Raw genomic sequence first — 21,964 nt, 5'->3', positions numbered from 1 at the left:
CCTGCCCCGCGCCCCCAGCGGAAATCAGTCCCCTATTAGAACGTTTTACACCCTCTACTATTATGTAAAACCATTTCAATTTTAACAACAATATGTCCATTTTTTTAAAATCCTTCGAAAAAAGAAAAAATCAGTCATCAGTCTATTGAAGTTCACATCTAATCAATGTATAGTACATTATTGTGTTTACTTTTCGTGTTTTTCGCAAAAAGTAAGGGGTATAAGAAAATAGTTAGAAAGATTAAATGAAAGGAACACTTATTTATGACATTAGGAGCGCGCGTTCTGAAAACAGGAATCGCCATCGTGTTAGCTTTATTTCTAGCGCAACTTTTAAATGCACCAACTCCTGTTTTCGCAGGAATTTCTGCCATTTTTGCTATACAGCCAACTGTCTATCGTTCTTATTTATCGATCATTGAACAAGTACAAGGCAATATCATTGGTGCTATTATCGCAGTCATCTTTGTATTAAGCTTTGGTAACAACGTTTTTATTATTGGACTTGCCGCCATCATTGTTATTACAATCAACTTAAAATTACACTTAGAAAAGACAATTACTTTATCTGTAGTTACCTTGATTGCCATTATGGAATCACCTACAGATGATTTCATTACCTTTGCGATTATTCGCTTCTCGACGGTAATGCTCGGAATTCTTTCTGCTTCGACTGTCAATCTGATTTTTATACCACCTAAGTATGAAAATAAATTGTACAATCAACTTTCCGATTTAAGTGAGGAAATAACAAAATGGATCCGCCTAAACATTAGACATGCATCGGAACATAGTCTGTTAAAGAATGATATCGATAAAATGTCGGAACGTTTAATGCGCATTGATCAGTTATATATCCTGTACAAAGAAGAGCGGAATTATTTTAAAAGAACGACTTTATTAAAAACGAGAAAATTAGTCATTTACCGGCAAATGATTGCCACATTAAAGAAATCTTTTCAAACCTTGAAAAAGATTCATCGATATGAAAATGAGTTATTAAGTTTGCCGGAAGATTTTCAAAATATTATTCAACAGCAGCTTGACTGCCTTATTCACCATCATGAACATGTCATGCTTAAATTTATTGGAAAAGTAAAGCCAAATGTTGTTTTTGAAGAAGGCAGCATTTCTCTTGACCGAAATATGCTTTTCCAAGAGTTAATGCTTTACTATAAAGAGACAGAACCATCCGTACTTGAAAATGAAGAAGAATTAAAGCAATATCATATGATGCAAATTGTTTCTGCCATTATTGAATATGACGAGAATGTAGAGCATCTAGATACATTAATCACTTCCATTCAAGTTCATCATCAGCATGAAGCTGATGTAACGATTGAAGAGTAAAATAAAAAAGGATCCAGATACTTGCTTCTGGATCCTTTTTTATCTCTAATTTCCTAATTGCTGAATTTGAAATAGATCGTGATAATGACCTTGCAATTTCATTAGTTCCTCATGTGTACCATCTTCCATAATTTTTCCATGTTCAATCAAAATGATGCGATCGGCATGAGTAATCGTAGATAAACGATGGGCTACAATTAGGGTCGTTCTGTCTTTGGCCAGTTCTTCTAGTGATTCTTGAATGGACTGTTCACTTTCCAAGTCTAAGGCAGAAGTAGCCTCGTCCAAAATTAAGATTGGCGGGTTTTTCAAGAATACTCGTGCAATTGCTACTCTTTGCTTCTGGCCGCCGCTTAATTTCACGCCTCTTTCGCCCACTTTTGTTTCATACCCTTCCGGAAGCTGGGTGATAAAGTCATGAGCATTAGCAGCTTTAGCAGCGGCAATTACTTCCTCTTCAGTCGCATTAGGCTTTCCTATCATAATATTTTCCCTAATTGATTCACTGAAGAGAATATTTTCTTGCAGAACCATTCCAATTTGATCACGCAAGGAACGTGCTTGCACATCTCTGATATCTATTCCGTCTAAGAGAATTCTCCCTCCTGTTACATCAAAGAATCTTGGAATAAGACTTATCAAGGAAGACTTACCGCCACCGCTCATCCCAACAAATGCTACTGTCTCTCCTTGTTTAATATGTAAGGAAATATTATCTAATACTTTCGGATCGTTTGTATCGTAAGCAAAGTCCACTTCTTCAAAAGTAATATCTCCTTTTACATTTGTACAAGGAACTGCATTTGGTTTATCTTGAATATCGTATTTTTCATCAATTAAATCAAACACCCTGTCCATTGATGCGATAGACTGTGTTAAGGTCGTAGAGGAATTCACTAATCTTCTCAATGGATTATATAATCTTTCAATATACGCAAAAAATGCCATCATCGCTCCAAGCGATATATCGCCATTCAATACTTGGTAGCCTGAATAGGCAATTACAATCAATGGCGAAATATCGGTAATCGTATTGACGACAGCGAACGCTTTCGCATTCCATTTCGTATGATTGACCGCTTTTTCTAAGAAGGTATTATTATACTTTTGGAAATGCTTTTGTTCATGATTTTCTGTCGCAAAGCTTTTAATAACCGAAATTCCTTGGACTCTTTCATGGAGAAAGCTTTGTACGCCTGCTAAAGCTTGGGATCTTTCTCTTGTTAATTTGCGTAAATTCCCAAAAAAGTAGCTAACGGAAAGCGCGTAAAACGGCAGTAAAATAATAGAGACAAATGTTAGCTTTACGTCCATCGTGAACATGATTCCGATTGTAATCAAAATCGTTACGGCATCTAACCATAAATTCATTAGGCCGGTTAAAATAAAGTTTTTCGTTTGTTCCACATCATTTATGACACGGGAAATAACTTCCCCTGCACGGGTATTGGAATAATATTTCAGGCTCAATTTTTGCAGATGCATAAAAAGCTGATCTCTAATATCATAAAGAATTTTATTAGAAGTCCATTGAGCGAAATATTGACGATAGTATTCAATCGGTGGTCTCACCACGATAAAGACAATGGTCATAATAATCATGATTGTCCACAGATTGCTCATTTTAGTGGCCTGATCTAAGGCTGGATTATTGATAATATCATCAATTACATATTTTAATAACAATGGAATTAATAGCGGAATGGCAAATTTCACAATGCCGATAATGATCGTCCCAATGATTTGCCATCGGTATGGCTTTACAAAGGTCATATACCTTTTAATACTGTCCACATATACTCCCCTCTCTATGTTGCATTTGTTCTTTTTCCTTTTTTTGTGTTTGGAAAACTTCATTTTAGCTCATTCTGTTAAAAATACTGTGAAAGATAGCGCGTAAACTGGTGAGCATGACTGATCTGCTCTGTGCTCTTTTGAAACGGGCACAGAGGGACGGGTCTCTTTTACCTTTTTCCACTCTTTCTTCTCGGTTCGCGCATTTTCTTTTCGCTTCGGGAACAGAGAGCCCCTCTCTATTTTCTTCAACTCACTTTCAAAACCAAATCGGGCACAGAATCAATCCCCTCTAAACATCACTCATTCCCCAAACCAAAACGGCCCACGAGCCATCAATCTTCGAACTCTTAATCGTTTTAATAACAATGAACCATTTTATCACTATTCGCAGCGAATGCATAAGAAAAAAGCCTGCTGAAATTCAACATGCTTTTTTCAGTCATCCATATTAACTTCTGTACGTTAAGTATCTTTCATACCACAAATCAACAAAATCTGGTGCAAAGGGACCTTTTCTTTGTCTTATCCAATGTATTAATTGCGTTACTTGCGTCTTCAAAATACGATCAATGACCTCTGGATATTTCATTTCTTGGCGGTGACGTTCATACTCATCTTCATCTAGTAAATTGAATGTCATATCCGGAAAGATTTTGATGTCCAAATCATAATCAATATACTTAAGTGCCTCTCCATCGTAAATAAACGGTGAGCTTAGGTTGCAATAATAATGAATGCCATCTTCTCTAAGCATGCCAATGACATTAAACCATTGTTGGGAATGAAAATAACAGATTGCCGGTTCACGTGTTACCCACGTTCTTCCATCTGATTCCGTAACAATTGTACGATCATTGCCACCTATAATTAAGTTCTGCGTCCCTTTAAGTATTGTTGTTTCGTCCCAGATTCGATGGATGTGCCCATTATGCTTATAACTGTGAATTTGTATTGGTTCACCCTCGATAGGTACACCCATTTTTATTTCTCCCCTACTTTCTATTTACGGACGCTTTGTAACCTGTTACATACTAAAAGCGATTCATTATTTCCTTTAAGGCAACAAAGTACGATTCCTCTTTTTTCTTATTATAACGGTTCTCTAGTAAATTTAAAACAAAAGAACCATTGAAATTACACAATGGTTTTAAATATTCCATATTTTTATGAACTAGATGATAGTTTCAGTTCATTTTCTTGGTAGACTTTAATAACTTTTTCTGTTTGTAATTCAAAGATTTTTTGTATTTTCTTTAGCTCTTCCTTCATATTGCTGATTTCTATTTGTACTTCTTTTAGTTCCGTTTCTTTTTGGAGAATTAGTAGTTGTGTTTCTATCTCTTCACACCTTTCTAATTCTCCTTGTAAATATAGCAGTTTTTCCATAATTCGCATTTGCTCTCCAACTAAACCATTAAATACATCCATGAAAAAACACATCCTACTCTTCATTTTTAGGTACTGTATTGATTTATATGTTTCAACTTATAAAAAGGGAACGGCCCTTTTTCTATTAACTCTACCTTTTACTATTTCTTCGTATGTATGTTAATTCCTTTGACTACTTCTGTAGACAAAGAAGAAGTTTTGTCGAACATAAAAAGTTTCGATAACAAAAGCAAAGGGCACTCTCCCGTAAGTGAAGTGCCCTTTGTTTGCATTATTTGCTTGTGTTTTGAGATTTTCTAGATTCAGCTTGTTGATTTTGCTTTCTTACTTCTGAAGCGTTTGTTTCGCTTGCAAATTCAGTACCAAATTGTTGACCTTGGCCTGCTTGAGCGTTTTGTTGTTTTACTTCTTGAATGTTAGTTCCACTTTGTGTAGCACCAGCTTTTTTAGCCATGAATATCACCTCCACGCCTATTAATTTGTCCCAGACACTTCGTTTCTATCCAAAGTTTTTTATTACCAATAAAATCCATATCGATAGAAAGAAAAAAGGAGTTCTCCTTTATAGGAAATCTCCTTTTTTCCACAAGCCAAACCGCCCGGCCCGCTTATACTAGCAACGAAATACCGCCATCCACAATAATCGTTTGTCCTCTTATCATGCTTGCATCATCGCTTACTAAGAACATGACGGTATTGACGAGATCTTCCATTTCGACCATTCTGCCAGCCGGTGTTTTTTCCGCTGCCGCTTGAAGCAATTCTTCTCTATTTGGAAAATGTGTTAATGCCTCGGTATCAACTGCTCCACCGGAAACAGCATTTACTACAATATTTTTCGGTGCTAATTCTACCGCTAAATATCTAGTTAAGGCCTCTACAGCAGCTTTACTCACTCCAACTGTTGTATAGTTTTCTAAATAACGAATCGCTCCCAGCGAGCTGATGCTAACGATTTTTCCGCCTTTATCCATTAGCTTCGCTGCTTCTTGCGCACAGAATAATAAGGCTTTACTATTAATATTCATTGTCCAATTCCAGTGAGATTCTTCTAACTCCATAATTGGTCGTAATACCCCAGATGCTGCGTTGTTAATAAATACATCTAAGCGCCCAAACTCTGCTTTTACTTCTGCAAACATCGCCTTTATTTTGTCTACATCTCCAACATTTGCTTTTACTAGAAGCACTTTTCTGCCAAGCGCCGTAATCTCGTCAGCAGTTTCTTGTGCTGCTTTTTTGCTTCTTGCATAGTTGATAACAATATCATAGCCTTCTTTGGCTAAGCGAATGGCTGTTGCCTTTCCGATTCCTCTACTGCTTCCTGTAATTAATGCTACTTTGTTTGTCATTCTTATTAATTCCTTTCCCATCCATTTACTTCTCATTTTACCTCTATTCATGCATACTTCGCAATTAACATCCACACAATAGAGGAGAATACGGGAAAAGTAAAGGAAGGTATAACACATGTATGTTGGCAGAGATATGACCGAATTAGCCCTTATCGCTAAATCAGATTGGAAAGATAATGAACTTGCCTACTTTCATCACTCCCTGCAGCAAATGACGCCTTATCTCAATAGCGAAGGTGTCAGTATTCACTGCAGCATCATAGAGGAAATGGAAAACAGAGGCGGGTTAAAAAGAAACGAAGCTGATTATACACATGGGACAGAAGTAAGCTATGAGTAATAGGGGATGACCACAAATGGTCACCCTTTCTTCACTTGCTCTGGTAAAAATTTCAGCATCTTCTGATGAGATACAGGGAATGGGAATGGTGCAATTTCATCCGCATTTACTCTTCTGATATCTTCCTTTTCCTCTTTTAATGCTATTAACTTTCCGCTATATACATTGATGTTCCAGATCAAATGTGAAAAAACATGTTCAATCCTAGTAATCATTTCGCCAACTTCTACTTTAGCCTGATAGTCTTCTAACAGCTTCTCCTCAAGCTGTGCTTTCTCGCTCTTTAACACTTGAACAATTTCCATATTAGGAAATTCCCATAAATTTGCCAGCAATCCTGTATTTGGCCGTTTATGAATCAATGTTCGTCCCTCTTCATCTGTTAAAACGACTGCCGCAAGCTGGATTGACTTTTGTTTCTTCGTTTTTGTCTTTACAGGAAGCTCTGTAACAGTCCCATCCTCAAAGGCATGACAATGCTCTCTTACTGGACAAAGCAGGCACGAAGGAGAAGTTGGTGTACAAATTAAGGCACCGAGCTCCATAAGCGCTTGATTGAAAAAGGACGGATTCTCATGCGAGATCAGCACACGTACTGCTTCTTCAAATGTCTTTCTTGTTTTTGGTTTTGCAATATCTTCCCAAATCGAGAGAATCCTCGATAAAACTCTCATTACATTTCCATCAACAGCAGGTTCTGGAACTCCATATGCTATACTCAAAATTGCACCGGCTGTATAAGGTCCTACTCCTTTTAAGGACGCAATTTCTTTCGGAGTATCTGGCACTTTGCCCCCGTACTTTTCATGCACTTCCTTAACAGCAGCATGTAAATTACGCGCTCTTGAATAATAACCTAATCCTTCCCAGGCCTTCAGTACTTTTTCTTCTTCTGCCTCTGACAACGCCTCAATGGTTGGAAATTGCGAAATGAATCGATTAAAATAAGGGATAACCGTATCTACCTTTGTTTGCTGAAGCATGATTTCAGATACCCATACTTTATAGGGATCTTGATCTTGTCTCCATGGCAGTTCCCTTTGTTCCTCTGTAAACCAATTTAATAAATCTTCTCTAAACCGCTCGACATCTACTTGATTTTTGATTATTTCTTGCCTATCTGTCACGATTAACCTCCAGATGTTAATTATTAATTTTTTTTGGGAATAACAATATATAGATTTCTTTTACTACTATTGGACATGGTGTGCATCATAGGATGGAATGGGATAGAATGAAAGTAGCACAAAATGATTCACGTTCTTACCAATAGCCAAGTTTGATAGCAATAATAAGTATAAATATGTAAATTTACCTCATTTTAAATAGAAGAGCTATTTTTTGATAAAATTACGCGTTTGTCCGATTGTTTGCCAACTTTATTTATTATTTAATAACATTATCCGTATTTTTCATTATGCGAATATGTTAACTGTTTGTAGTGTATCTTTTGTTAAGAAAAAAGAAAAGGATATTTTTATTGTAATTATGGTGTTTTCATCCAAATAATTCGGAGAGAAAATCAGGGAGGTTTGGTATTTTGGATACAGGAACACATATTGTTATGGGGATTGCGCTTGGCGGGTTAGCCACGTTAGACCCAGTTGTTGCTTCTGATCCTGCAACAACAACTGGTGTAATAATCGCCACTATCATCGGCTCACAAATACCAGATATTGATACAGTATTAAAATTAAGAAATAATGCTGTTTATATACGCAACCATCGTGGAGTGACACACTCCATCCCAGCAGTACTCTTGTGGCCCCTACTTATACTTGCTGTCATGTACCCGCTTTTCCCAGAGGCAAATTTGTTTCATTTATGGCTTTGGACGTTTATAGCTGTTTTCCTGCATGTATTTGTCGATATATTTAATGCCTATGGAACACAGGCTCTACGTCCTTTTACAAATAAATGGGTCGCATTGGGGATTATTAATACATTTGATCCCATCATTTTCTCCATGCATATTGTAGCAATCTTATTTTGGGTATTTGGATCAGATCCTGGATATACCTTTTTAACTTTATATATCGTACTGATTGGCTATTACCTTCTGCGGGTATTTACACAACGGCAGGTAAAAATAAATGTGAAAAAAAGAATTCCAGATGCAAAGGAAATCATTTTATCGCCAACCATGAGATATAACCATTGGCGTATCGCTGTGATGACCGACGACTCCTTCTATGTCGGCAGGTCCCATCAGCACGAAATTGAAATTTATGATAAGTTCCATCGTATTCCAGTTCCAGATACACCAGTCCTAACCGCAGCTCAAAAAGATAAGAACCTATCTGCTTTCCTATCCTTCTCTCCTGTATTTAGGTGGGAAGTTATCGAGCTGGATGACCAATACCAAGTCCGCTTCATTGATTTACGCTACCGAAGCAACGGGCACTATCCATTTGTCGCCGTTGTTCATCTCGATCTAAACTTGAATATCATCACTTCCTACACAGGCTGGATCTTTAGTGAAGATAAGCTGAAAAAGAAACTCGATATCTTAACCAATTAGCATGAAAAATGGTCGACTTTTAAAGTCGACCTCTTTTTAATGCAATTTCTTTTTATCATCTGCAAGGAATTCTTTATATTTTGGGTTTTCAGCTACAAATTCATGAAGCTTTCCCCCGTAGTTCTCAATCCACTGACTAACAACTCGTTCCGTTACCTCTTCTCCCTGATATTTACGACCCGCTTTAGCATAGGTTGCCTCAAAATCCTCCCATAATAATTCCACCCATGTTTGTGCTTGGCCAACTGAAATAAACGAATTAAGCTCCAATAGCCGCTCCACTAATTTCTTCTGTGCTTCATGCATTATTTCATTCCTTCTTTCTTTTTTGTTTTTACTAATAGATTGCTGGTAATTAACAAATACTATCCATTGTAATAAACAAAGTTGAAGTTTATTACCTTTGACTTAGTTGATTCTTTGGAGGTATGACGATGGGAAATGTAGATAATACAAATGATGTTAAGCTTGAGGGAGAACCGAGAGCAAAAACAGAATACGCTTCGAAAAGAGCCAATGGCACAATCAATACACATCCTCAAGAGAGAATGCATGCTTCCTCACATCGCAAACCAAAAAAATAAGCAGATTTTTATTCTGCAGGAAAGAGGGAGAGACCATTTTTGGTCCCTCCACTCTTTTCCTTATGCTTTCTTCTTTAATAATGCGATTGGAATCCCCTCTTCTTGGCTTCCATCTACTTGTCGCTTTCCCCACGCAAAAACGCCATTCATATAATCGATTTGAAAAAGAACTCCTGGATCGCCTTCTATTTCATATATTTCATTAGCTTTATAATCTTTAGGATTTAATAAATACGATTTGGCAAGAACTGCTTTTCTTTCTAAAACAGCATATTCATTAACCATACCAAGCTGCTCTGCTTTTTTTGCTTGATCATTTAAAGTGGATATTTCCATACGGAGCTCGTGTTCTGTCATCATGCTATATCTTTTTGTCAGCATTTATATTCCCCTCCACTACCAACTAGTTTAATAAAAATCCTCAGAATCGGCAAAAAATCAGCTTTCATTTCTACTGAAGTTTGTTGTTAACACTACGCCGATAACTAATTAGTCTTCATTTTCTATTTCGTCTAAATACTGTTCGATAAGATCCATAGAGAATCCTTTACGGTATAAGAACTGCTTCATTTTTTGCTTGAATTCATATCCAGTGAACTTGGCAAATTTTCTTCTTGCCTTCTCCCCATGGATACGAACGGTTTCTAATTCATCTGTATCCATTTCCACAATCTCCGGCATCCTTTTTACTTGTTGGATAATATCAGAGGTATATCCCTTTCTAACAAGAGTCTGTTCTAATTTTTGGATGATAATCTTCTTAGAATCCTTTTTCTTGCCAGCCAAAAATTTTGCAACAATTTTCTTCGCTGCTTGCATTTGATCCTTATAGGAAAGCTCCTCCATCGAACGTTCGATTAATTCCCGCTGGATCCCTTTTTCCCTTAATTCTCGTTTAATCGTTTCTGCTCCTTTGGTTGTCGTATTCCGTTGAGTGCGAACATAGGAAAAAGCGTAATCCTCATCATCGATGAATTTCATTTCCTTTAACTTTGTCATTACCTCTGCAACCAATGCATCATTTTCCATTTTAGCGGAGAGATGCTTCCTTACTTCCATTTCCGTTCTTTTTACCTTAGACAAATACCGAACGGCCATATGATATCCTTTTCTTATTTCGTCTGTATATTGGATTTCATTTAATAAGAGCGAATCCAGCTCCATCCCTTTTCGCAGCTTATATTTAATTAGAACTGTTTCATCTACGCTAAATGCATACACATCTTTTCCCTGCTTCAGGGTAAAAATATTATAACGGTCATTCAATTCCTTCTGTCTTGTTATTTTGCTTATAATCATTCCAATCACCACATTATCTATTTTTCGCCTTCTCTAAATCATCCCATGCGAACTTTATCTATTTCAAATGTAGCACATAAAAGGTGGAAAGGCATACTTTTGCCTCTCAACTAATTTCCCTTCGCATTTTGAATCTAATTTATATAACTAGGGAAGAATAAAGAACATAGTAGAAAAAATGGAAAGGATTGTTGTGATATGGAAGGGAAGAAAAAGCAAAAACCAAAGCACACACTATCTAGTATGCAAGCCGTAACCTATCAACATGAATTTAAAATGGCTGATCGAGCAGCTAATAGAAAAGATACTAAATAAACGTTTAGAGGAAGAGATGGCTTACAGCATTCTCTTCCTCTCCCTTTTTAAAACCCTTACATTTTTGTGGATAATCAAAACCTAATTCTGTTGATAATGTGGATAACCCTGTGGAATACTTTAATTTCCGCCATTTACCTTGTTAGTAATTAAGTTGATAACCTCTCCATTTTTCCACAATCACTATTGTGATTATTTTCTGAAAAAACCATCAACAAGCTTCCCTCTCTTGTGGCTAATTTGTTTTAACTTTTTCACTAGAAATAATGCTGAAAGAGTATTTTATTTCCCCATTTACCATTCTAAAAACGAAGAACCACTTAATCACTGCAGAAATTAAGTGGTCCATCATGATTTATTCCCCTTTTATGGCCCGTTTTCGTATAACCAAGGATATACTTAAGCCCGCTACCAACAGGAATAATCCTCCGATTATCCAATTATATTCGTTTGTTGCAGTGTTCGGTAATGTTTTCCCTGTGTTGTCAGTCTGCGGATTTTCTGCACTTGGCTTATCTGTTCCCGGCTCTTCTGCTCCTGGCTCTTCTACTCCCGGTTCTTCTGCTCCTGGCTCTTCTGCTCCCGGTTCTTCTGCTCCTGGCTCTTCTGCTCCTGGCTCTTCTGCTCCCGGTTCTTCTGCTCCTGGATTTTCAAAAAGTGATTGCATTTCGGTTTCTGTAAGAACAATTCCATCATATACGCGTACTTCATCCATTAAACCTTTAAAGGGCATGTCCCAATAGTTTACACCTAAACTAAATTGGGCATTAACGGTTGTAAAGACATCTGGAAAATTCCCATCAGAAAATTTTTCCTCTCCATTAATGTAAACCTTTGCTTCTCCTTCATTTACCGTAAATCCGAAATGTGTCCATTCATTTTTGGGGATTATAGAGTCAGATACCGCATCATACCATTGGTCACTATTATGGGACCATACCTTTGTCACATTCTGTGCATTCGGCACAAGACTAATCCAATTATTCTCTGTTCTCGCACCGAAGAAAGTCGTTGTAAATTCCGTGATTTCTTCCGGTTTCATCCAAAGTGATATGGAATACTTATTACTTGCAATTAAACCATCTGCCAATTTAAGTCCAGATTCTCCGTTAAATTTAGCAGCATTCCCTGCAATACCCTTTGCAAACGTAACTTCCCCGCCTGTATTGTGAATGCGATCACCTGTTACTATTGCATCGGCTTGATTACCAGATCGATCTGCAAACCCATCATTAAAGTCATAATAGGCAGTTAATCTCCCTTCCTCTTCTGCTAATACATGAACCATTACAGACAATGTTTCTTTCGCATCCCCTAAAGTAATAGTTGCTGTTAATTTTACATCAGCATTTTCAGAACCAAATGGCGGTCTTGTTACAATCCCATCATTGGAAATGATTTCTGGCTGTGAAGATTCCCAGACAATGGCTGTACCTTGCGCTGCTTGAGTTGGCAAGGAGATATCCTTGATTGCCTCGGTCGGAATGGCCTTAATTAGTTCCGCTTTCACACTTGCTACCACTTCTTGGTTTGATTTACTATCCACACGACTTCCCCAAATTACGACTCCCTCACCAGACATAGCACTAAAGGTCATCACCCATTTCGCGGCTGCAGGATCATATTGACGAATAAATACACCATCGTATATTTGTCCTTCTATCTCAACTTCGACTCTGTAATCATCGTATAGCTTCCATGTCCCACTTACAGCACCGGAAACTGTCTTATCTGCATTTAATTTAATCCATTGCGATTCTGTTAATTTCCCCGTAATCTCTTTGCCGTGATTGATATACTTATAATCACCAACAATATCTTTCTCAGACACAGTCTCTATTGTTTCACCCGCATATTGAAATGGAGTTGGCACTGGCCATTTCTCCTTGTTTTTAAAGGTTTGATGGACACGCACTTGATGCAGTTCTCCTTGCTGAGGGAATCGAGCATGTGTCACAATAAACTCTTTACCAAGTTCTTCGTCTATCAAATAAGAATTATGTCCTGGTGACATATATCCTGTTCCTATCCCACTGCCCTCTTCTCCAAGATCTCTTTTAAACAAGAAATTCCCCATCATTTTATTCCCAATTTCTTTATGATCATCATTGCTCGGGAAATTCCCTGGTCCTAAATTAAAGCTTTCTGGAAAAACAGCAGCATTACCAGCGGCGTCTTCATACGGGCCATCAATCTTTTTTGATCTAAACTGCCTCATTTGATAACCACCGTCAGAAGCTAATCCACCGTACGTAATGTAAAGATAGTAATACCCTGTTTCCTTATCGTAAACAGCATATGTTCCTTCCCCAGATCTTCCATATCCCCCAGCAATCTTCGTACCGAAATATCGATCAACTATTCTGCCATCCGAGGTTTTTCCATCCTTTCCAGGATAAATGGGTACACCAGTTTTCTTATCTAGCGGCAAAATAAACGTTCCACCTGACCAGGAACCATATGTCATCCATAAATCTCCATTCTCATCATAGAGAATATTTGCATCAATCGCATTCGTATAAAGGGCGTTATTATAATTTCCCTCACTTGTAAACCAATCTGGATTTACATTATCTAAAGTACCGTCTGCAATCAAATCTGCGATATTCGTATTTTCCCAATGTTTATTAATCACACTCTTATTATCAGTCGTTTCAAAATTGGTAAAACCAGAATATATAATAGTATCCCTATAATCATAAGGCCCCTCTATATTCTTCGATACAGCAATGCCTATCGCTGAACGAATATAGGTAGAAGATACACTATAATACAACATATAAGCTCCCTTTGAACCATCATCCCAAGCATAATCTTTATTCCAAAAAATATCAGGAGCCCATACAGAATAACCCCCAGTGCTATCTGCATCATTTTCCCCTGCCCATTTAAAAGACTCTGCAAGATTTTCAGACAAATTCCCATAGATTGGATTATTTTCTGGCGTTTGATATTCACTTGTCACCAGAGAAGTCCAATTCATTAAGTCCGTTGATTTGGCTGCTGCTATATGTGATCCAAAAACATAATAAGAGCCATTATTCCCTTTAATGATGGACGGGTCGTGAACGGAAACATGCTGAAATTCGATCGAATCAGTTTGAGAGCCTTCTGCCTTTACCTGTTTCTCCTTTTCATAAGGCCATGGAAATAGTACGATTATGACCAACAAAAAAAATAACCCTTTTTTTATAACACACTTCACCGTTTCATTCTCCCCTTCACTGCTTTCGTTTGTAAACGCATACATTTCTATCCATAATAAATCCCATCTTATCTACATTTTTTGATAGGAAGTCTTGTGATGTACAGAACCAAAGTGAACGTTCAGATTTTTTATGTAAAATGGGGTACAATATGGATGCCTTTCGATGATACTAATATTTAATCAATTAATTAAGATTAACTTTTACATTAACTATATTTCCACCCCTTTCTTAACTTCTATCTTACCCTACTCCCCATTAGCTTACTATATTCCCAATCCTTAAACAATAAAAAAACCATATTTCATGGTAATATTCATATAATTATCAAAACTAATCTACTTACTATCCTATGTTTATGTCCCTTAATAAATACTATTTTAGATTACAAAAATAAACAATAAATGTTTTTTATCTTTATTTAATTAATATATTAATTAATTATATATTCGTTTGATTTTATGTAGATAACACCCTCACCGGTAGCAGTACTATATTTCCTCTGCCATTTGGAAAAACAAGGTTGTTTTATTCCTATCATCCCATGAAAGATTCAAAAAACGCATCCATTCTTACAAGCGCTCCCTTTCAAACAGCTGAAAATTCCCTCTTGTTTCAAGTAAGCAATTTCGGGAAAATAGAACTAACTAATACTTTTATTTAAATAGACAGACTCTAATTTGTACGTTTTGATTAGGCTCGTGCTATAATTAATAAATAGTATTAATTTTGTAAAAATGTTAAAGGAGATCTGTTTATGACAAAATTCACTGGCTACATTGGCACATATACAAAAAAGACTAGTAAAGGTATTTATTCATTTGTATTAGACACAGAAGCGAAAAAAATCACAGATGTTTCTCTAGTGGCTGAAATTGAAAACCCTACCTATTTAACGGTTACAATCGATAATCAGCATTTATTCGCTGTCGGTAAAGAAGGCTCTTTAGGTGGTGTTTCTGCTTACTCTATTCATTCAGATGGCAGTCTTGCCCTTATTAACAGCGAATATTCGGAAGGAGCATCTCCTTGCCATGTAAGTGTAAATGCAGACAAAACGCTTGTTCTATCTGCAAACTATCATAAAGGAACTGCCGAATCCTATCCGGTACATACAGATGGCTCATTAAGCAGTGCTGCATCTATCATCGAGCATACAGGGACAGGCCCAAATCCAGCTCGCCAAGAAAAACCTCATATGCATTTTGCTGGATTCAGTCCTAATGATCAATATGCTGTTTCTGTTGATTTAGGAACAGACCGAGTAGATACGTACAAGCTTGTTGATGGAAAGCTAGAAGAAGTTAGCAGTTTATCCGTTAAACCTGGAAGTGGTCCAAGACATATCGCCTTCCATCCTAATGGCAAATTTGCTTATGTCATGACAGAATTAAGCAATGAAGTCATTGCATTATCTTTTAACGCTGAAACTGGAGCATTTGAGGAATTACAATACATTTCTACACTACCGATTGATTTTACGGAAAATAGCCAAGGAAGTGCTATCCATCTTTCTTCAGACGGAAACTATGTTTATGCAGGAAATCGCGGCCATAATTCAATTGCGATTTTCCAAGTAAATGGGGAAACTGGTCAATTAACCTTTATTGACAGAACTTCAACAGAAGGAAACTGGCCAAGAGATTTCGTTCTAGATCCAACAGAACAATTCTTGCTTGCATCCAATGAACAATCGGATACCCTTACTTTATTTGAAAGAGATACAGTTACTGGAAAACTAACTTTATTGCAATCAGAGATAGAAGCACCAGAACCAGTATGTGTAAAATTCTTAAATAATTAATTCAATCATAAAAAAGGAGAAGGGTCTCGTAAAAAGCCTTCTCCTTTTTCTCTGTCCTTAAGCTAAGTAAGCTTCCTGCACTTGTTTATTGGTAATCAACTCTGCTCCTGTTCCTTCTAATACAATTTCTCCTGTTTGAATGACATACCCTCTACTGGCAATTTGCAAAGCTTGAAAGGCATTCTGTTCTACTAATAAAATTGTCATTCCTTGGTTATTGAGCTCTTTAATAATTTCAAAAATTTGCTCGACAATAATGGGCGCAAGGCCCATGGATGGTTCATCCAACATTAGGACTTCTGGCTGCATCATAAGCGCTCGCCCTATTGCCAGCATTTGCTGCTCGCCACCACTCATTGTTCCTCCTTTTTGCTCGACTCGTTCTTTCAATCTCGGAAAATACTCAAATACTTTTTGCATTCTTGCTTCCGTTAATTGTTTATCCTTTACAGCAAAAGCGCCAATTAATAGATTTTCTCGTACAGATAGCTTAGGAAAAATCCGCCTTCCTTCTGGCACTTGGGAAATCCCTAAAACGGCTGTCTTATGTGCTGCTATATTAGCAATATCTTTTCCATTAAAAAGAATACTGCCTTTTTTGATTGGAACCTGGCCGCTAATAGATTTAAGGGTTGTCGATTTGCCAGCACCATTACTTCCAATGAGGGTAACGATCTCTCCTTTATCAACATGTAAACTAATTCCTTTTAATGCCTGAATTCCTCCATACCAAGCTTCTATATCCGTTAATTCAAGTATCTTTTCCATGCTGATTCCCCCTTTAAGCAAGTGATACTGCTCCTTTTCCTAAATAGGCTTCAATTACTTTCGGATTGGAACGTATCTCTTCCGGACCACCTTCTGCAATTTTTTCTCCATGATCCAATACGATGATATGGTTTGAAATTTCCATCACCAGCTTCATATCATGTTCAATTAAAATAATGGTCAAATCATATTTCTTACACATATCTTGAATTAAACCGGTTAATAGACTTGTTTCCTTCGGGTTCATACCAGCAGCAGGCTCATCTAATAATAAAACGCTAGGCTTTGTAGCTAGAGCACGAGCAATTTCTAATCTCCGTTGTGCTCCATATGATAAATTTGCCGCTGCTTCATTTAATAGATCAGCAAGCCCAACATATTCTAATAGGCGATATGCCTCTTTCATTGCTTTCTCTTCCTCCTGTTTAGCCTTTGGCAATTGAAGCAATGTCCCAACCAAGCTGCCTTTGATATGGTTATGCATTCCGACCATGACATTTTCCAATACGGTAATATCACTGAAAAGGCGGATATTCTGAAAGGTTCTGGAAATTCCTTGTTTCGCTACGACATGCGGCTTATGCCCGGCAATTGTTTTTCCGTCAAGGAGAATTTCCCCAGATGTCGGTTTATACACCCCTGTTATCATATTGAAAAAAGTCGTTTTTCCCGCTCCATTCGGTCCTATTACCGCTGTGATGGAATTCTTCTCGACAGACATATCAATATTGGAATTCGCAACAAGTCCACCAAACTTTTTCGTCAATCCTTTCACTTCGAGTATATTCACTTGTGCCCCTCCTTAAGCAATATAGTAGACTCCTGCTTTTCTGTTATGCTCTCTTTTAATTTCTTGACATTAACCTTTTTATTTTTTGCCGGTATTAATCCTTGTGGACGATATAAGGTCATAATAATTAAAAGGGCACCGAAGATAAATCTTTGCATTTTTGCTGGAGATAAGGCATCAGGAATAGTGGTTACTTGGCTTAGCCACCCCGTTAATTCGGTTAGCACCTGTAAGTTTAATATCGTTACAACTGCCGCTCCCAGAATAACACCTGGCACACTTCCCATTCCTCCAAGGATGACCATAACAAGAATGGTCGTAGATTCTAAGTAAGTGAAACTTGTTGGATCCACAAACATTTGCTTTGCGGCAAACACAACTCCCATCATTCCGGAAAACGATGCCCCAATAGCAAATGCCGTCAACTTTGTTTTTACAAGGGGAATTCCCATCGCTTGTGCAGCAATCTCATTTTCTCTGACCGCCTTCCAAGAACGGCCTAATTTTGTATGTTCCATTCTAGTCACAGCATAAATTACAATAATAAACATAACTAGCACAATATAATAGAATTGGTTCGGCTGTGACAAAGTAATACCAAATAATTCAGGCTGTTGAATACTTGGCAGCCCCATCGCTCCATTCGTGATATTTACTGGCTTATCTAAGTTATTAAATACAATCCGGATTATTTCCCCAAAACCTAATGTAACAATAGCCAAATAATCTCCTTTTACTCTTAATACTGGAATCCCTAATAAAACCCCAAATAGAGCCGCTACAAATAAACCAATGATAATAAAAAACCAAAAGCTATTTCCGGACAATGGATATGTTCCAAAGGGCATGAAGTTATTCGCTTGTGCTGTCGCAAACACGCCATATGTGTAGGCGCCAACAGCAAAGAAAGCAACAAATCCTAAATCAAGCAACCCTGCAAGACCAACAACGATATTCAGCCCTAAAGCCATACAAACATAAATCCCTACCATAGTTGCTACTTCCATATATGCTTGATAGGATGGTCCTTGACTAGCTGAAACCGGGAGAACAATCACTAAGATAAGTAAAGCAATTCCCCACTTCATTTTATTTCCGAGATTCATATAATATAGGAGTAATAGCGATAACAATAATAGTAAAAAAGCAATCACTGATTTTTGCGAGAAAGCCAATGCAGCAGTAGTCACCAATACATACGCAAAGAAAAGAATAATTTGGGCAACTTTATTTGTTTGGATGGTTTTAATCATGTTAGCCATCTTTTCCACCTACACTTTCTCTGCTACGGCTTTGCCAAATAAGCCTTCTGGTTTAAAAATAAGGACGATAATCAATATGGCAAATGCAACAACATCTTTATATTCTGCTCCCATAATCCCGCCTGTGATAACCGACAGATTCGCTGCTGTGAACATTTCAATCAGTCCAATTAACATACCGCCGAGCATTGCTCCGCGTATATTGCCAATTCCGCCTAAAACTGCGGCAGTAAAAGCTTTAAGTCCTAGTATAAATCCAATGTACGGATCGATTGTTCCATATTGAACAGCAAATAATACACCAGTGGCGCCGCCTAAAGCAGATCCTACGAAGAAAGTAACAGAGATAACCTTGTTCACATTAATAGACATTAAAGATGCTGTGTCTCTATCTTGCGCCACGGCTCTCATCGCCATGCCCCACTTTGTTTTGTTAACAAAAAAATCTAATCCTACCATCAAAATAACGGCTACTATAATAACAACTAAAAACGAGCTTTTAAAACTTGCAGCATGAGAACCGAAAACAGATCCGATATTTATTTTGTCAGAAAATAGATTAGGCGAAGTAATTATGTAATTCCCTTTGAATAATTCTGTGATGAATCGAACGATATCCTGTAGTAAAAAGGAGATACCAATGGCTGAGATAAGAGCAATTAGCTTTGGTGCTTTTCGGAGTGGACGATAAGCCACTCTTTCGATTCCCATTCCTAAAAAACCTGTGATGAGACTAGTAATTAGGAGCATGACAATTAAGGAAAGTACAGCAGGCAGCATCGAAGTCCATCCTAGACTTGTTAAAGTAATTAAGATGGCCGTGCCAATGAATGCTCCTGACATAAATATTTCCCCATGAGCAAAATTTATCAATTCTAATATTCCATAAACCATTGTGTATCCCAATGCAATAACGGCATACACTGCTCCTAATGTTAATCCATCAATTAAAACTTGCGGTAATGTTTGTAAAATTTCAGTTAGCATTCTCTTCCCCACACTTTTGATTTAATGGTTTTAGTAGATAGAGTTTAACCTCATAAGATGAAAGATTTCCCGCTCGGTTACTCAACAGATTCTTTCTATTGACGAAATCACCATATATGCTTATTTCTATCTACTAAATAGCTAAGATTAATATCCGGCATTTAGTTCTTTGCAAATAAAAAGGACGGTTGATATCCATGTCCTTTTTATTTACTCGTTTATTGGCTAATTTCTCCATCTAATGTAGCTGGGTATTTGGCTTCAGCAAATTTATAAATAAAGATTTTTGCGAATTTATTATCTCCTTTCTCATCAAATCCAACTTCTGTCACTACCCCTTTGTAATCTTGTGTAGCACGCACAGCTTTGGTAACCTCTTCACGAGTTGGTAATTTGTTATCATTCTCTTTAATTGCTTTTTCAATGCCTGCTAGTAAAACTGCTGCAGAGTCGTATGCATAGGCAGAATAGGACTCAATGTTTTTGCTGAATGCTGCTTTATAATCTTCAGCAAATTTCGTTCCTTCTTCTGATTGGGTTGTATCACCGGCAACGGAAGTAATGAAGGTATTTTTCACAGCATCTCCTGCGATTTCAACAAAAGTAGATGAGTCTAAACCGTCTCCACCCATGAATGGGATATCTAATCCTTTTTCACGTGCTTGCTTTACCAAAATTCCCCCTTCTGCATAAAGGCCACCGTAATAGATTAGATCAGGTTTTTTAGAGGCTACTTGGTTTAAAACACCGTTAAAGTCTTTTTCACCAACGGTAATTCCCTCATAACCAACAACTTCAGCTCCTAAATCTTCCGCTGCCTCTTTAAAGGCATCTGCTAGACCTGAACCGTAAGCTGTTTTATCTTGAACAACAAAAATTTTCTTTGCCCCTAAAGTTTCCACAGCATATTGTGCCCCAGCAGGACCTTGGAAATCATCACGGGCAACAACACGGCTCACTGTTTTTAAACCGCGATCCGTATAGTCAGTGGCTGTACTTGCCGGAGATACACTTACAAGATTATTTTTTTCATAAACTTCAGATGCTGGAATGGAAACACCTGAGTTTAAGTGACCGACTACCCCTAACACAGATTTATCCGCAACCACTAAGTTAGCATTCGCAACCCCTTTCTTCGGATCTCCCTGATCATCCTGTGCATCTAATTTAAGTTCGAATCCTAATTCAGCAAACTTATCCTTTTGTTGATCAATAGCCAGCTGCGCTCCTAATTTAATTGCTTCCCCTAATGTAGCGCTGCCTCCAGATAGTGGTGATTGTGTAACAATTTTAATTACTTTTTTGTCTCCTGAATCCCCTGAATCCGAGTTTGCGTTTGAAGCACAACCACTCATAAATCCTAAAGCTAATGTTGCAGTCATCGCGAAAGAAAGTACTTTTTTGGATAACATAATATGCCCCCTATCATTGTCTTTTTATCTATGAAACTACAGGATATTTTCCCAATTGCTCCTGTTCCATGTTTGGATTATAATCTTCTTCTAGACAAGTGTCTTTTATATTGTCAGAAAATTTAACAGTATATTTTCTAAAAAGTTAATATATTCTGACACTTTTCTTCGTACTTCGAAATGATTAGGAATGATTGGTTGTTCAGCATATTGGACATTTGTTGGGGGGAAATTTAATTTAGTTTGAGGATTGGATGAAAGGAAAGATAGCAATTGATTGGGCATTACTTTCTAATATGGGGAGGTTGAGTGGAGCTCATTCGCTTTGTGGGTGTGGTGGAAACGGGGTAGTTTCATTGTCAAATTGTCTATTTTATCGTTGTTTTAGTGATTTTTTAGTGATTTTTTAGCATTTTTTCTGAGATTAATAGAATTCTACACTCAAATTGAATGTAGAGAGTCTGAGTTTGGCTGATATCAGCCAAACTTTTCGATTTATCAGCCAATCTCTACGGCTTATCAGCCAAACTTACAACTTATCAGCCAAACTTACAACTTATCAGCCAAACTTACGATTTATCAGCCAATCTCTACGGCTTATCAGCCAAACTTACAACTTATCAGCCAAACTTTACTACTTATCAGCCAAACTTACCATTTATCAGCCAAACTCTACGGCTTATCAGCCAAACTTTACTATTTATCAGCCAAACTTTACTACTTATCAGCCAAACCCTATTACTTATCAGCCAAACTTACCATTTATCAGCCAAACTCACATCGTT

General features: G+C 37.3%; 21 protein-coding genes. 6 read left to right on the top strand and 15 right to left on the bottom strand.

Going from position 1 to position 21,964, the window contains the following annotated elements; translation table 11 throughout:
- The first annotated feature begins 264 nt into the window (after positions 1 to 264).
- A complete protein-coding gene (locus NSQ89_RS01620; RefSeq protein WP_047944910.1) occupies positions 265 to 1,350 on the top strand; it encodes an FUSC family protein in 1,086 nt (361 codons plus the stop codon).
- Positions 1,351 to 1,395: 45 nt separating this feature from the next.
- On the opposite strand, the gene NSQ89_RS01615 is transcribed toward NSQ89_RS01620, so the two are convergent.
- From NSQ89_RS01615 to fabL, 5 genes are all read right to left on the bottom strand, one after another.
- Positions 1,396 to 3,144, bottom strand: coding sequence for an ABC transporter ATP-binding protein (locus NSQ89_RS01615; RefSeq protein WP_061800636.1), 1,749 nt, complete (start codon positions 3,142 to 3,144; stop codon positions 1,396 to 1,398).
- Positions 3,145 to 3,595: 451 nt separating this feature from the next.
- Positions 3,596 to 4,126 (bottom strand): nucleoside tri-diphosphate phosphatase, encoded by a 531-nt coding sequence (ntdP, locus tag NSQ89_RS01610; protein WP_047944913.1) that lies wholly within the window; start codon positions 4,124 to 4,126, stop codon positions 3,596 to 3,598.
- Positions 4,127 to 4,311: 185 nt separating this feature from the next.
- Positions 4,312 to 4,575 (bottom strand): YgaB family protein, encoded by a 264-nt coding sequence (locus NSQ89_RS01605; protein ID WP_341132138.1) that lies wholly within the window; start codon positions 4,573 to 4,575, stop codon positions 4,312 to 4,314.
- 232 nt (positions 4,576 to 4,807) lie between these two features.
- Entirely contained in the window at positions 4,808 to 4,990 is a 183-nt protein-coding gene (locus tag NSQ89_RS01600; protein WP_047944917.1) for a gamma-type small acid-soluble spore protein, read from the bottom strand.
- Positions 4,991 to 5,144: 154 nt separating this feature from the next.
- Positions 5,145 to 5,888 (bottom strand): enoyl-[acyl-carrier-protein] reductase FabL, encoded by a 744-nt coding sequence (gene fabL / locus NSQ89_RS01595; RefSeq protein ID WP_047944930.1) that lies wholly within the window; start codon positions 5,886 to 5,888, stop codon positions 5,145 to 5,147.
- 118 nt (positions 5,889 to 6,006) lie between these two features.
- Between fabL and NSQ89_RS01590 the strand changes: the two genes are divergently transcribed.
- Positions 6,007 to 6,231, top strand: a complete 225-nt coding sequence (locus NSQ89_RS01590) for a hypothetical protein (protein ID WP_341132137.1) — start codon at positions 6,007 to 6,009, stop codon at positions 6,229 to 6,231.
- Between the two features lie 20 nt (positions 6,232 to 6,251).
- Here NSQ89_RS01590 and mutY read toward each other — a convergent pair whose 3' ends face one another.
- A complete protein-coding gene (gene mutY, locus NSQ89_RS01585) occupies positions 6,252 to 7,358 on the bottom strand; it encodes an A/G-specific adenine glycosylase (RefSeq protein WP_047944920.1) in 1,107 nt (368 codons plus the stop codon).
- Between the two features lie 413 nt (positions 7,359 to 7,771).
- On the opposite strand from mutY, the gene NSQ89_RS01580 reads away from it, so the two are divergent.
- A complete protein-coding gene (locus NSQ89_RS01580) occupies positions 7,772 to 8,752 on the top strand; it encodes a metal-dependent hydrolase (RefSeq protein WP_047944922.1) in 981 nt (326 codons plus the stop codon).
- A 36-nt stretch (positions 8,753 to 8,788) separates the two neighbouring features.
- Here the strand turns inward: NSQ89_RS01580 and NSQ89_RS01575 are convergent, their stop codons facing one another.
- Positions 8,789 to 9,058 carry a YfhJ family protein gene (locus NSQ89_RS01575; RefSeq protein ID WP_047944924.1) on the bottom strand — a complete coding sequence of 90 codons (270 nt, stop codon included), beginning with the start codon at positions 9,056 to 9,058 and terminating at the stop codon, positions 8,789 to 8,791.
- Positions 9,059 to 9,186: 128 nt separating this feature from the next.
- On the opposite strand from NSQ89_RS01575, the gene NSQ89_RS01570 reads away from it, so the two are divergent.
- Complete coding sequence (locus tag NSQ89_RS01570; RefSeq protein WP_047944925.1) at positions 9,187 to 9,336, top strand: small, acid-soluble spore protein K; 150 nt, start codon at positions 9,187 to 9,189, stop codon at positions 9,334 to 9,336.
- Between the two features lie 60 nt (positions 9,337 to 9,396).
- Here NSQ89_RS01570 and NSQ89_RS01565 read toward each other — a convergent pair whose 3' ends face one another.
- Together NSQ89_RS01565 and recX are read right to left on the bottom strand one after the other, a co-directional pair.
- On the bottom strand, positions 9,397 to 9,717 hold the full coding sequence (locus NSQ89_RS01565) for a YfhH family protein (protein ID WP_047944926.1): 321 nt from the start codon (positions 9,715 to 9,717) through the stop codon (positions 9,397 to 9,399).
- Positions 9,718 to 9,825: 108 nt separating this feature from the next.
- Complete coding sequence (gene recX / locus NSQ89_RS01560; protein WP_341132136.1) at positions 9,826 to 10,635, bottom strand: recombination regulator RecX; 810 nt, start codon at positions 10,633 to 10,635, stop codon at positions 9,826 to 9,828.
- Between the two features lie 198 nt (positions 10,636 to 10,833).
- On the opposite strand from recX, the gene NSQ89_RS01555 reads away from it, so the two are divergent.
- The gene (locus tag NSQ89_RS01555; RefSeq protein WP_082138460.1) at positions 10,834 to 10,950 is read left to right on the top strand and encodes a YfhE family protein; all 117 of its coding nucleotides are present in this window, start codon (positions 10,834 to 10,836) and stop codon (positions 10,948 to 10,950) included.
- 355 nt (positions 10,951 to 11,305) lie between these two features.
- Here the strand turns inward: NSQ89_RS01555 and NSQ89_RS01550 are convergent, their stop codons facing one another.
- Entirely contained in the window at positions 11,306 to 14,200 is a 2,895-nt protein-coding gene (locus NSQ89_RS01550; RefSeq protein WP_445668952.1) for a lipocalin-like domain-containing protein, read from the bottom strand.
- A 713-nt stretch (positions 14,201 to 14,913) separates the two neighbouring features.
- Between NSQ89_RS01550 and NSQ89_RS01545 the strand changes: the two genes are divergently transcribed.
- Complete coding sequence (locus NSQ89_RS01545; RefSeq protein WP_172865025.1) at positions 14,914 to 15,960, top strand: lactonase family protein; 1,047 nt, start codon at positions 14,914 to 14,916, stop codon at positions 15,958 to 15,960.
- 57 nt (positions 15,961 to 16,017) lie between these two features.
- On the opposite strand, the gene NSQ89_RS01540 is transcribed toward NSQ89_RS01545, so the two are convergent.
- The 5 genes from NSQ89_RS01540 to NSQ89_RS01520 all read right to left on the bottom strand — a co-directional run bounded on the left by NSQ89_RS01540 (position 16,018) and on the right by NSQ89_RS01520 (position 21,179).
- Entirely contained in the window at positions 16,018 to 16,728 is a 711-nt protein-coding gene (locus NSQ89_RS01540) for an ABC transporter ATP-binding protein (RefSeq protein WP_047944670.1), read from the bottom strand.
- 13 nt (positions 16,729 to 16,741) lie between these two features.
- The gene (locus NSQ89_RS01535; protein ID WP_341132134.1) at positions 16,742 to 17,518 is read right to left on the bottom strand and encodes an ABC transporter ATP-binding protein; all 777 of its coding nucleotides are present in this window, start codon (positions 17,516 to 17,518) and stop codon (positions 16,742 to 16,744) included.
- Positions 17,515 to 18,780, bottom strand: a complete 1,266-nt coding sequence (locus tag NSQ89_RS01530; protein WP_047944648.1) for a branched-chain amino acid ABC transporter permease — start codon at positions 18,778 to 18,780, stop codon at positions 17,515 to 17,517. The genes NSQ89_RS01535 and NSQ89_RS01530 overlap by 4 nt, the downstream gene beginning before the upstream one ends.
- Before the next feature lie 9 nt (positions 18,781 to 18,789).
- Positions 18,790 to 19,767, bottom strand: coding sequence for a branched-chain amino acid ABC transporter permease (locus tag NSQ89_RS01525; RefSeq protein ID WP_047944649.1), 978 nt, complete (start codon positions 19,765 to 19,767; stop codon positions 18,790 to 18,792).
- Positions 19,768 to 19,985: 218 nt separating this feature from the next.
- Positions 19,986 to 21,179 (bottom strand): branched-chain amino acid ABC transporter substrate-binding protein, encoded by a 1,194-nt coding sequence (locus NSQ89_RS01520; RefSeq protein ID WP_341132133.1) that lies wholly within the window; start codon positions 21,177 to 21,179, stop codon positions 19,986 to 19,988.
- Between the last annotated feature and the right edge of the window lie 785 nt (positions 21,180 to 21,964).

This window comes from Niallia sp. FSL R7-0648 (assembly GCF_038007005.1).
GTDB lineage: Bacteria > Bacillota > Bacilli > Bacillales > Cytobacillaceae > Niallia > Niallia circulans.
The sequence above is the reverse complement of the archived record's forward strand: the minus strand, read 5'-3'. Positions and strand labels throughout refer to the sequence as shown.

Excerpts from the sequence above, each read along its gene's own strand:
- NSQ89_RS01620 (WP_047944910.1), top strand. The coding sequence starts at position 265 with ATGACATTAGGAGCGCGCGTTCTGAAAACAGGAATCGCCATCGTGTTA.
- ntdP (WP_047944913.1), bottom strand. The coding sequence starts at position 4,126 with ATGGGTGTACCTATCGAGGGTGAACCAATACAAATTCACAGTTATAAG.
- NSQ89_RS01605 (WP_341132138.1), bottom strand. The coding sequence starts at position 4,575 with ATGGATGTATTTAATGGTTTAGTTGGAGAGCAAATGCGAATTATGGAA.
- NSQ89_RS01600 (WP_047944917.1), bottom strand. The coding sequence starts at position 4,990 with ATGGCTAAAAAAGCTGGTGCTACACAAAGTGGAACTAACATTCAAGAA.
- fabL (WP_047944930.1), bottom strand. The coding sequence starts at position 5,888 with ATGACAAACAAAGTAGCATTAATTACAGGAAGCAGTAGAGGAATCGGA.
- NSQ89_RS01590 (WP_341132137.1), top strand. The coding sequence starts at position 6,007 with ATGTATGTTGGCAGAGATATGACCGAATTAGCCCTTATCGCTAAATCA.
- NSQ89_RS01575 (WP_047944924.1), bottom strand. The coding sequence starts at position 9,058 with ATGCATGAAGCACAGAAGAAATTAGTGGAGCGGCTATTGGAGCTTAAT.
- NSQ89_RS01570 (WP_047944925.1), top strand. The coding sequence starts at position 9,187 with ATGGGAAATGTAGATAATACAAATGATGTTAAGCTTGAGGGAGAACCG.
- NSQ89_RS01565 (WP_047944926.1), bottom strand. The coding sequence starts at position 9,717 with ATGCTGACAAAAAGATATAGCATGATGACAGAACACGAGCTCCGTATG.
- recX (WP_341132136.1), bottom strand. The coding sequence starts at position 10,635 with ATGATTATAAGCAAAATAACAAGACAGAAGGAATTGAATGACCGTTAT.
- NSQ89_RS01555 (WP_082138460.1), top strand. The coding sequence starts at position 10,834 with ATGGAAGGGAAGAAAAAGCAAAAACCAAAGCACACACTATCTAGTATG.
- NSQ89_RS01550 (WP_445668952.1), bottom strand. The coding sequence starts at position 14,200 with ATGTATGCGTTTACAAACGAAAGCAGTGAAGGGGAGAATGAAACGGTG.
- NSQ89_RS01545 (WP_172865025.1), top strand. The coding sequence starts at position 14,914 with ATGACAAAATTCACTGGCTACATTGGCACATATACAAAAAAGACTAGT.
- NSQ89_RS01540 (WP_047944670.1), bottom strand. The coding sequence starts at position 16,728 with ATGGAAAAGATACTTGAATTAACGGATATAGAAGCTTGGTATGGAGGA.
- NSQ89_RS01530 (WP_047944648.1), bottom strand. The coding sequence starts at position 18,780 with ATGGCTAACATGATTAAAACCATCCAAACAAATAAAGTTGCCCAAATT.
- NSQ89_RS01525 (WP_047944649.1), bottom strand. The coding sequence starts at position 19,767 with ATGCTAACTGAAATTTTACAAACATTACCGCAAGTTTTAATTGATGGA.
- NSQ89_RS01520 (WP_341132133.1), bottom strand. The coding sequence starts at position 21,179 with ATGTTATCCAAAAAAGTACTTTCTTTCGCGATGACTGCAACATTAGCT.